Source organism: Aeromonas sp. HMWF015 (assembly GCF_963878965.1).
In the GTDB taxonomy this organism is placed as follows: Bacteria; Pseudomonadota; Gammaproteobacteria; order Enterobacterales; family Aeromonadaceae; genus Aeromonas; species Aeromonas veronii.
Window position 1 is genome coordinate 1 of record NZ_CAWNZT010000017.1, and the last position, 10,682, is coordinate 10,682.

11 protein-coding genes are annotated in these 10,682 nt (G+C 60.4%); 8 read left to right on the forward strand and 3 right to left on the reverse strand.

Annotated elements, in window-relative coordinates:
• The 3 genes from AACS18_RS00645 to AACS18_RS00655 all read left to right on the forward strand — a co-directional run.
• The coding region (locus AACS18_RS00645) for a tetratricopeptide repeat protein (RefSeq protein ID WP_146184831.1) at window positions 1-358 on the forward strand (358 nt) is incomplete at its 5' end.
• 130 nt (window positions 359-488) lie between these two features.
• Window positions 489-1,175 carry a response regulator gene (locus AACS18_RS00650; RefSeq protein ID WP_108613454.1) on the forward strand — a complete coding sequence of 229 codons (687 nt, stop codon included), beginning with the start codon at window positions 489-491 and terminating at the stop codon, window positions 1,173-1,175.
• Window positions 1,172-2,614, forward strand: a complete 1,443-nt coding sequence (locus AACS18_RS00655; protein ID WP_108613455.1) for an ATP-binding protein — start codon at window positions 1,172-1,174, stop codon at window positions 2,612-2,614. Before AACS18_RS00650 ends, AACS18_RS00655 begins: the two co-directional genes overlap by 4 nt.
• A gap of 94 nt (window positions 2,615-2,708) precedes the next feature.
• On the opposite strand, the gene AACS18_RS00660 is transcribed toward AACS18_RS00655, so the two are convergent.
• The 3 genes from AACS18_RS00660 to rloA3 form a co-directional block, all read right to left on the reverse strand.
• Window positions 2,709-4,001, reverse strand: coding sequence for a phospholipase (locus AACS18_RS00660; protein ID WP_108613456.1), 1,293 nt, complete (start codon window positions 3,999-4,001; stop codon window positions 2,709-2,711).
• 33 nt (window positions 4,002-4,034) lie between these two features.
• Window positions 4,035-4,511 (reverse strand): CesT family type III secretion system chaperone, encoded by a 477-nt coding sequence (locus tag AACS18_RS00665; protein WP_233267752.1) that lies wholly within the window; start codon window positions 4,509-4,511, stop codon window positions 4,035-4,037.
• Between the two features lie 138 nt (window positions 4,512-4,649).
• Window positions 4,650-5,144, reverse strand: a complete 495-nt coding sequence (gene rloA3, locus AACS18_RS00670) for a retropepsin-like aspartic peptidase RloA3 (RefSeq protein ID WP_108613457.1) — start codon at window positions 5,142-5,144, stop codon at window positions 4,650-4,652.
• A 381-nt stretch (window positions 5,145-5,525) separates the two neighbouring features.
• Between rloA3 and AACS18_RS00675 the strand changes: the two genes are divergently transcribed.
• From AACS18_RS00675 to AACS18_RS00695, 5 genes are all read left to right on the forward strand, one after another.
• On the forward strand, window positions 5,526-6,569 hold the full coding sequence (locus AACS18_RS00675) for a GMP reductase (RefSeq protein WP_005348017.1): 1,044 nt from the start codon (window positions 5,526-5,528) through the stop codon (window positions 6,567-6,569).
• Window positions 6,570-6,666: 97 nt separating this feature from the next.
• Window positions 6,667-7,863, forward strand: coding sequence for an elongation factor P maturation arginine rhamnosyltransferase EarP (earP, locus tag AACS18_RS00680; RefSeq protein WP_108613458.1), 1,197 nt, complete (start codon window positions 6,667-6,669; stop codon window positions 7,861-7,863).
• Between the two features lie 45 nt (window positions 7,864-7,908).
• Window positions 7,909-8,475, forward strand: a complete 567-nt coding sequence (efp, locus tag AACS18_RS00685) for an elongation factor P (RefSeq protein ID WP_005335100.1) — start codon at window positions 7,909-7,911, stop codon at window positions 8,473-8,475.
• Window positions 8,476-8,606: 131 nt separating this feature from the next.
• Window positions 8,607-9,371, forward strand: a complete 765-nt coding sequence (locus tag AACS18_RS00690; RefSeq protein WP_108613459.1) for a DUF3530 family protein — start codon at window positions 8,607-8,609, stop codon at window positions 9,369-9,371.
• 146 nt (window positions 9,372-9,517) lie between these two features.
• Window positions 9,518-10,474, forward strand: coding sequence for a D-2-hydroxyacid dehydrogenase (locus AACS18_RS00695; protein ID WP_108613460.1), 957 nt, complete (start codon window positions 9,518-9,520; stop codon window positions 10,472-10,474).
• Window positions 10,475-10,682 lie beyond the last annotated feature (208 nt).

The window sequence follows — 10,682 nt, forward strand, 5'->3', positions numbered from 1 at the left end:
ACTGGGTCTGGTGAAAGAGGCCAAGGCCAAGCTGGAGCTGGCGCTCAAGCAGGATCCCAAAGCGCTGGACGGCTCTGCCTACACCAGTCTGGGCTCCCTCTACTATCAGGTGCCCGGGTGGCCGGTCGGCTTTGGCGATGACGAAAAGGCAGAACAGCTGCTCAAGCAAGCGCTGGCCATCAATCCCGATGGCATAGACCCCAACTTCTTCTATGGCGACTTCCTGCTGGATCAGGGCCGCAAGGCCGAGGCCAAAACCTATCTCGACAAGGCGCTGGCCGCCCCGGCCCGCCCGGGCCGCGAAGTGGCCGACGAAGGGCGCAGAATGGAGATCCGCGATCGGCTGGCCAAGCTATAAAACCCTGATGGATCAAAGAACTATTTAAACTCTGCCCACCAGCTTGCATACTGGTGGGCAGGGTTGTTTATGCCACGGCACACCCTGGCGCTGAGCCAGATCGCGACACCCAACAAACAGGGAGAAAAGAATGCGGATCCTGCTGGTAGAAGATGATGTGATGCTGGGGGATGGTATGCAGGATGCACTGCGCCATAGCGGCTATACGGTGGACTGGCTGCAACAGGGGTTGCCCGCTCTGGCAGCCCTCAAGAGCGACGAGTTTGCCGCCCTGATCCTCGATCTCAACCTGCCCGACATCGATGGCCTCAGCCTGCTGCGCAAGTTGCGACGTGAAGGACACCAGCTGCCGGTGCTGATCCTCACCGCCCGCGATGCGCTGGACGATCGGGTGGTCGGCCTCGATGCCGGCTCCGACGACTACATGGTCAAGCCCTTCGCCCTGCAGGAGCTCAACGCCCGTCTGCGCGCCCTGGTTCGCCGCAGCAAGGGGCAGGCTCAGGCGATACTGGAGTATGGCGACATCCTCATCTATCCCGAATCCCAGCAGGTCACCTATCAGGGGGAGGCGGTCAAACTCACCCCCCATGAATACAAGTTGCTGCAGGAGCTGATCAGCCAGAGCGGCCGGGTGCTGAGCAAGGATCAGCTGCAACAGAGCCTCTACGGCTGGGATGAAGGGGCCGAGAGCAACGCGGTGGAGGTGCATATCCACCATCTGCGCAAGAAGTTCTACAGCGACCTTATCCGCAATATTCGCGGGGTCGGCTACATCATTCCCCAGCTCGAACAGCCAAGCCGGACACCCGCACGATGAAACGTCCGCGCTCCATTCGCCGCTTTCTGCTCACCGGTATCCTGACGCTGGTGAGCCTGAGTCTCACCATCAGCGCCTTTATCGGCTACATGGAGGCGAGCCACGAAATGGAGGAGCTGTTTGATGCCCGCCTCGCCCAGTCGGCCCGCATCACCAATCAGCTACTGGCTCGCTACATGGCCCAGCAGGGGCAGCTGCCCGCCAACGGCACCGTCTATCAGGAGTGGGAGGCGCAAAATCCCGATGAGTGGCAAAAAGACCCCAGCCTCAACCTGACCGGCGAAGATCGGGAGATCACCCCCTACGGCCACGAGTTCGAACGCAATCTCTACTTCCAGCTGCTCGATGAAAAGGGCGGCTTGCTGCTGCGCGCCCCCAGCGCCCCGGAGCAGCCGCTGGTCACCCTGGCTATCGGCTTCGACACGGTCGAAAAAGATAATCACCAGTGGCGCACCTTCACTCTCTACAACCAGCAGGAGCAGACCTGGCTGGTGGTGGCCGAGCGGGACGACGAGCGCAGCGAACTGGCCAGCAAGATGGCCACCCTCACCATGCTGCCGCTGCTGATCACCCTGCCCTTTCTGCTGGCCCTGCTCTGGTGGCTCATCACCCGCGGGCTGGCCCCCCTGCGCCAGCTGGCCCAGGCCATCAGCGAGCGTCACCCCGCCAACCTGAGCCCGCTCAGCCTCAAGACAAGCGCTCAGGAGCTGACCCCCCTCACCAACGAGATCAACCGGCTGATGCAGGCGCTGGCGGAAACCATAGAGCGGGAGAAACAGTTCACCAACGAGGCGGCCCACGAGCTGCGCACCCCGCTGGCGGTACTGCGGATCCACAGTGAAAATGCCCTGGCTGCCGATGATGACACCAGCCGCCAGCAATCCCTGCACAAGATGCTGCAGGCCCTCGATCGCAGCGATCGGCTGATCCGCCAACTACTGACCCAGGCCCGTATCGACAACCAGCAGGGACTGGTACTAACTGAGCTGGAGATAGGCCACCTGCTGCAAGGCACCCTCGCGACGCTGGCTCCCATCGCTCTCAAGAAGGATCAGCAGCTGTCGCTGGAATGTGAATTGCCGCAGCTGGTGATGGGGCAGGCCACCCTGCTCGAACTGCTGTTCAGTAATCTCATCGACAATGCGCTGCGCTACACCCAGCCGGAGGGCGAGAGCAGGGTGCGGGTTCAGCGAGAGGGCAACCGGGTGAGGGTGGATGTAAGTGACAACGGCCCCGGCATTCCCGCCAGCGCCTTGCCCCGGCTGTATGAACGCTTCTTTCGGGTCAATCCCCAGCAGGGGGATGGCGTGGGGCTCGGCATGGCCATCGTCTCGCGCATCGCCCAGTTGCACGGCGCCGACCTCGATGTCCACAACCGGCCGGAAGGGGGGCTGGAGGTGAGCGTCTGGCTACCGACCCACACCCACTCCCTGCCCTGATCCGAAAATAACAACGCCTCCCGAGGGAGGCGTTGTTTATAGATAATTAGCACACTGATGCTACGCGACTTGTCGCCGCGCCATCACCGGCAGATCAGGCAAGCAGCGCATCCAGACCTGCCGTCACCGCCTCCATGCGATGCCCGCCAGAGTGTTCAATCACATAACGCTTGCCCACCTGGGAAGAGGCATCCAGCCCGAACACACCGTGTTCCACCTTCTGGCTCAGCGGATCCCCGCTGGTGTTGACGTGGGTGACATTGGCATCGTCCAGCTTGTGAGCGAGGCGATCCCGCAATCCGACATGCAGCCCCATGCTGTTGAACGCCGTGACCTTGAGCCCGTGCTTGATGCCGGCATATTGCGCCAGACCGCCCCCTAATGAGTGGCCTAGCACCTCGACCTTGCCGCCATACTGCTGGGCAAAGGCCTTGACCAGCCGGTCGGCATCTTGAAACGCGCTGTCCTTGATGCCAAGGGCCGCGCCAGCATCGCTCTTCAGGGTGCCGGGACGTTTGGCAGGTTGAGTACCCACGAACGAGAGCACCATGGTATCGCCACGCTTGTAAACGGCGACCTTGAGCGCAGACCAGGCATCACCTGTCAGGATAAAGGGGTCATTCTCGTTCTTGCCCGGGGTGACATGAAGCGTCAAGGTACTCCCGGTGCCACCGGAACCATCTTCACGGCGGGCCAATATCGAAGGGGGAATATCTGCCAGCGTGGCGTGACTGTAGCCTGCCGGCATCTCCCGATAACTGCTGGAGCAGCTGACCCGCGCCAGCTGGGCCGCATCCATCACCGCTCTCGCCCCCTCGGCAGTCAGCGGTTCCTGCTGCGCCTTCGCCACGAAGGCCGGTTTGATGATCCCCTTGGCGGCACTCAAGGCCTGCTGTGAACCTTGTTGCAACCGCTCTGACATACCGAGCGGCAGATGGGAAGCCCCCTTCATCACGCTCCCCGCCAACCCCAGAGAGGAGGAGGCCACCAGACGCGCTGCTGACTCGCCAAGGTTTTTTATCCCGGCGACTCCGGCCGTCACCACACCGCTGGCCACGCTGCTGACGCCGCCGGTGATATTGGCCAGCCCTTTGATGATGGCACCCGTCCAGTAACGGGCCTTGCCCTTGGCGCTCTGGGCATGGGAGTCATGGCCGCCCTGGATGGCGATGCCAATCTTGCGAGCCGGGGCACTGAGGGTCAGCCACTTGAGCGAGGTGTTCAAGACCTTACCCGGCTGAACCCGGGAGCCGAAGCCGAGGCTGGTATAGTGAGAGGCCAGATTGTGATGAACCGTGTGCTGGCGAGATGAGGATTGCACCTCGCCATGCTCATGAGAGGCCACAGCGGTAGCGCGCTGGGGTTGTCCAATGCTTTGAATAGACATCTTCTACTCCTGATTAATACCAATGACGATCCATCAACACGGGATCATGACGCCAGATAACGGGGAGGGAATGGCAGCTGTCTCCTGCCGGGCGTTCAACGCCTGCAACTGCCTCTGCAAGGTGACGCCGAGATCAAGAAATTCGCCCAGGGTCTGCATAAACAGAGTTTTATCGAGCATTTCGATAAGAGAGGAAAAGGTCAGCACCAGATGGTTGCTGCGACTGTCCAGACTGATCTGGCTTCCTCCCGTGGTCAAACCAAACATGTTCAGCTCAAGGGCCGAGCGGGTCAGCTGCAACTGACTGGCCGCATCGTCAGGCAGACGCAGCAAGGGGATATAGAGGTAGCATGCCTGCAGATCATCGTTATCGGGCACTTCGACCAGGCACTCGCCATCCAGACCGAATGGCACACGGCAGTGGCCATCGTTGCCCAGACTCAAGGCTACGCCCTGCTGTTCGCCCGCGAGCAATAGCCATTCAGATACGATTTGTTGATAGGGTTTCACTATGATGCACTCCACGCTCAAGCCCTTGCTGGCGAACGAGCTCGCACGCTTCAGGGTATGGTGGAGATGCTACCTCTGGCAGAGGTGCGGGGATTTAGCTGTGAAACGGCGTTTTTTAGATTCACGCCGAAATTGCCCCTAACGGCAGGCGGGCTGCACGGTAAAGGTTCGACTGGCATCCACCGGGCCCAGCTCCGCCAGCAGACGGCGGCCCAGAAGTACCGGATAGATCATCTTGCTACGATCCCGCAGGGTGAACCACTCCTCATACACCTTGTCCCCCAGACAGATGGACATGGTCACCGTTGGTCGATGCTCCATACCGCCCGCCCCGCGCACCGTCACGCTGCGCTCGACCCGCCGCTCGAACTGCTGCTTGACCAGTTTGCCGCTGTCGGCATCGGTCACCACCAGCATGAAGCGCACCCAGGGCTTGCCGTCCCGTTTGAATCTGGTGATGGCGCGTGCATCGAGGGAAGAGGTGAGCGCCCCGGTGTCGAGTTTCATCTTCACCGCCACGCCGGTGGGCAAAATAAGTCCCTTCTCGATCCAGCCATAGCTGGTCGGGGTCTCTGCCAGCACACTGCCACACAGTGCCAGCATCAGGGTGATCCCCACCATCATCTTGCCCATTTTACTGCCCTGCCTTGTCAATCCTGCGCCCAGATCTACCACAGTCCCATTGTGGGTCAATCCGATTTATTTCAGCTACTTGGATAATATCTGGCGGATCAGGAGAGAGACGACAAAGAGTGGCCGAACGGCGGCCCAAGCGGGCGGGAATATCGTAGGAGAGCAAGGCACCGAACGGTGCTGGATGAAACTGGTGGTTAACCTCAGGTTGTGACGCCAAAGGCTACCACAAGGATTTACAAATTATCAGTCTTGTTCTGAAGGGATTTTTGCCTACACTGTTGTAAACCGGAGGGCCTGAAAACCACCGGTTTTTTTGCGCCTGCCGAAAATTTGCCACTGCAAAAGTGACTTTCAACAAGGCTCAATAAGGAATTTGTAATGCGTATCGAAGAAGACTTGAAGCTCGGTTTCAAGGATGTCCTGTTCCGCCCCAAGCGCTCTACTCTCAAGAGCCGTTCCCAAGTAAGCCTGACCCGTCAGTTCACCTTCAAACACACTCAGACCCAATGGCAAGGCGTACCCGTCATCGCCGCCAACATGGATACCGTCGGCAGCTTCGCCATGGCGCGCACGTTGGCCGGTTTCGAGATGATGACCGCGGTACACAAGCACTACAGCCTTGAGCAGTGGCAAGCTTTCGTCAACGAGACCGACCCGGCGCTGCTGGGCCATGTAATGGTCTCCACCGGCACCTCGGCTGAAGATTTCGCCAAGACCCGCCAAATCCTCGCCATGTCCGAAGCGTTGCGTTTCATCTGTGTCGACGTGGCCAACGGCTACTCCGAACACTTCGTCGAGTTCGTGCGCAAAATTCGTGAAGCCTGCCCCAACCACGTCATTCTGGCGGGCAACGTGGTCACCGGCGAGATGGTCGAAGAGCTGATCCTCTCCGGCGCCGACATCGTCAAGGTTGGCATCGGCCCGGGCTCGGTCTGCACCACTCGCGTCAAGACAGGCGTCGGCTACCCGCAGCTATCCGCCATCATCGAGTGTGCCGATGCGGCCCACGGCCTCGGCGGCCAGATCGTCGGTGACGGCGGCTGCACCTGCCCGGGCGACGTCGCCAAAGCCTTCGGCGGCGGCGCCGACTTCGTGATGCTGGGCGGCATGCTGGCAGCCCACGAAGAGTGCGGTGGCGAGATCGTCGATGTAGACGGCGAACCCTTCATGAAGTTCTACGGCATGAGCTCCTCCAGCGCCATGGACAAGCACGCTGGTGGCGTCGCCGAATACCGTGCCTCCGAGGGTAAAACCGTGCTGCTGCCCTACCGCGGCCCGGTCGAGAACGCCGTGCGCGACATTCTGGGCGGCGTGCGCTCCACCTGTACCTACGTGGGCGCCAGCCAGCTGAAAGAGCTCACCAAACGCACCACCTTTATCCGGGTTCGCGAGCAAGAGAACAACGTCTACGGCAAGGAGTAACCTGCCGCAGACCGCCGTCACGCGCTGACGGTTAGAAGCCAGTCAACCGGTGTGCTACCCTGCGCACCGGTTTTTTTTGCATCCGGGATCCCGCGCCATGACAACTCCCCTGCCCCCGTTTGACTGGGACATCTTCTGCTGCGTCGTCGACAACTTCGGCGACATCGGTGTCACCTGGCGACTTGCCCGCCAGCTAAAACGAGAGGGGAATATAGCGGTACATGGCGATGAGGTTCAGGTGCGGCTCTGGGTGGACGATCTGGCAAGTTTCGCCCGCATCTGTCCAGGTCTCGACCCGGCGCAGGATCGCCAGTGGGTCGATGGCATCTATATCCAGCACTGGCATGAGACCCTGCCGAGCGACATGACCCCGGCCAGGGTGGTGATCGAGGCCTTTGCCTGCGAGCTGCCCGCCCCCTTCATAGAGCTGATGGCGAGCCAACCCAGCCCCCCATGCTGGATCAATCTGGAGTACCTCTCGGCGGAGAGCTGGGTCGAGGATTGCCACGGCCTCGCCTCGCCCCAGCGTGTTGGCAATAAAAGCCTCAACAAATACTTCTTCTTCCCGGGCTTTACCGCTAAAACCGGCGGCCTTTTGTGCGAGCACGACCTCATCGCCGAACGGGAGCAGTGGCAGCAAGATGAAGCGGGACTTACCGCCTACTGGGCCAGCCTCGGTTTGCCGCCAAAACAAGAGAACGAGCTGCGGGTCAGCCTCTTTACCTACGAGAGCGATGCGCTGAAGAGTCTGGTCGAGAGCTGGTGCCATAGCGCCACACCCGTCACCCTGCTGCTGCCGCTGGGGCGCTCTCTCAACGATGTGCTCACCGGTGCCGGTCTGGCAGATGCCATCACCACCGCCCAAGCGGGGGATCTGCTCCACGCGGGCAACCTCACCATCAAGCTGCTGCCGATGACCGATCAGGCCGGTTACGATCGGCTGCTCTGGAGCTGCGATCTCAATCTGGTGCGCGGCGAGGACTCCTTCGTGCGGGCCCAGTGGGCAGCTCGTCCTTTCCTCTGGCACATCTACCAGCAGGAAGAAAAGGCCCATCTGGTCAAGCTGGAGCAGTTCCTCGACCACTATCTTGCTGATCTGCCTGTCGATTGCGCCCAATGGCTGCGCTGCTTCAATCTGGCTCTCAACCGTGGTGAAAATTGCCGCGCACTCTGGGCCCAATGGCCCCGATACAGCGCGATTTGGCAGCAACATGGGCGACTCTGGTCACAGAAGCTGCTCCGGGATGGGGATCTCGTCACGAGGTTGGTGAAATTTCTGGAAAGCCGTATATAATCTGGCAGTTTTTATCCGTCCGTTTCACGAACAGGAATTTTTTACATGAAAACCGCTCAGGAAATCCGCGCTGGTAACGTAGTCATGATCGGCACCGAGCCGATGGTGGTCCAGAAGGCTGAATTCAACAAATCCGGCCGTAACTCCGCCGTGGTCAAAATGAAGCTGAAAGGCCTGCTGAACGGCAGCGCCACCGAGACTGTCTTCAAGGCCGACGACAAGCTGGATGTTGTTCAGCTGGAGCGTAAAGAGTGCACCTACTCCTACTTCTCCGACCCCCTGTATGTCTTTATGGACACCGAGTACAACCAGTACGACGTAGAGAAAGACAACCTGGGTGACGTGCTGAACTACCTGGTAGACGGCATGGAAGATCTGTGTGAAGTGACTTTCTACAACGAGAAAGCCATCTCCGTAGAACTGCCGACCACCATCGTGCGCGAAGTTGAGTACACCGAACCGGCAGCCCGTGGCGACACCTCCGGTAAAGTGACCAAGCCTGCCCGTCTGAAAGGCACTACCTACGAGCTGGCTGTTGCCGCTTTCGTAGAGATCGGTGACAAGATCGAAATCGATACCCGCACCGGCGAATTCAAGCGTCGCGTCAACTAATTGACCGCTTTGAATTGATTGCAAAAAAGCGAGCCACCGGCTCGCTTTTTTATTGCCTCCGAGTTGCCATCACACCACCCGCCTTCAGAAAATCCCGCCGCCGCTAACCCAGATAACCGGGGGAGCACACTATGGCCAGATTATCCTTATCACTGCTGTTATTGACCTTGCTGGCTGGCCATGGGGCAGAGGCGAGCGAGGTTGCGCCCCCCGTTGCCGAACCTATGCCCCTCGACCATTGGCAAGCCAGCGACTGGAAAGGGTTGCCCGATGCTACCCAAATCGACAAGCAGACGGTGCTGTTCGCCAAACACGACAGTGAAAACTATCTGGGGCTCGCCATTTTACTGCCCGACTGGCAGCGCAGCGGCCAGCTCTGGCAACTGACTCGCGCCCTCGGCCAGCTGGGTTTTGATACCCTGCTGCTGCTGCCCTCCCCCCAGCAGACCGAACTGGACCCAGCCGCCGAGAAAAAAGCGAAAAATAGCGATGCATTTCGCAAGCAGTTTGCCGAGCGGATCAGCAAGCTGGCCGATGCCAAGCAGCAGGAGGGGGGCTTCAAGCTGATCCTGGCGCAAGGCACCGGCGCCGCCTGGACTGCCAACCTTATCGCCAGCGAACAGTTACCCGCCCCCGACGCGCTGGTGCTGCTCGATGGCTTCTTCCCCAATCAGCAGAGCAATCAGACCCTGGCCAAACAGGTGGCTCAGGCGGCCATCCCCACACTCGATCTCTATCAGGAGGATGGCGGTCGCTGGCCACTGCTGGCCGCCGAGGCCCGCAAAAGCGAGAGCCGGCGCAGCAACAAGCTCAACTATCGCCCCTACGCCCTGATGGAGCTGGAGGAGACCCCCACCCGCATTCAGGGCTGGCTCAACCATCTGGGCTGGCTCTAAACCAGCCGCCATCGTGGCGCAATAAAGCGCGCGCCAGCTCACATCTGCCGGATAAAGCCCAACCCTGCCACGGCGACGATCTGGCCCTGACCGCATCCTCTTTGGCATCATGGCACCTCGACACCAGAACAATGGCAGGAAGGTCCATGCAGCAAATCGTATTTCTCGACAGCGATACCCTGGATGCGGGCATCACCCTGCATCACCCCGACTTCCCCCACCACTGGCAAAGCTATCCAAGTACTACCCCGGAACAGGTGGTGGAACGGCTCAAAGATGCCAGCATCGCCATCATCAACAAAGTACGGATCGGCGCCGCCGAACTGGCCCAGCTGCCTGAGCTCAAACTCATCGCCTTGGCCGCCACCGGCAGCGACAACGTGGATCTGGAAGCGTGCCGCGCCGCCAACATCGGGGTGTGCAATATCCGCAATTACTCGGGCCCCTCGGTGCCGGAACACGCCATGGCACTGATGCTGGCCCTGTCGCGCAACCTCTTCTGCTGGCGCCAGTCGCTGCTGGAGGGGCGCTGGCAACAGAGCGGCCAATTCTGCTTTTTCGACCACAACATCATGGATCTGCACGGCAAGCAGCTTGGCATCATCGGCAAAGGAACGCTCGGTCAGGCGCTTGGCGAGCGGGCCAAGGGGATGGGGATGACAGTGCGTTACGCCCAGAGCCAGGTCGGCACCAGCCACGACGAGGATCGCCTCCCCCTCGACGAGTTGCTGCAAAGCTCGGACGTCATCAGCCTGCACTGCCCGCTCACCCCCTACACCCGCAACCTGATTGGCGAGCGGGAGCTGGATCTGATGAAACCGGGCGCCCTGCTGATCAACGTCGGCCGTGGCGGACTGGTGGATGAGGAGGCGCTGCTGCAAGCGCTGGCCAATGGCCGCCTCGGCGGTGCCGGTTTCGATGTGGCGAGCGTCGAACCCCCGCCCCCCGACCATCCCTTGATGAAAGCGCTGCAATACCCCCACTTCATTCTGACCCCCCATGTGGCCTGGGCCAGCGAGGAGTCGATGCAGCGTCTCGCCGATCAGCTGATCGACAACATCAACGCCTTTGCCGCCGGTCGCCGCCAGCACCGGCTGGTGTAACCGCACGAGCGAGTCACCACACAATGCAAAACGGGGCCAACAGGTCCCGTTTTGCATCTTTCGCACTCACTGCGCGCACATCAATCGTCGTCGTGCCATCTGTGCTTCTTATGCTTTTTGTACTTCTTGTGGTGCTTGTGATGGTGATGATCATCGTCATCATCGTAATAGCGATCCTGGCTCTTGTGGCCATCGCCGGTCTTGGCAC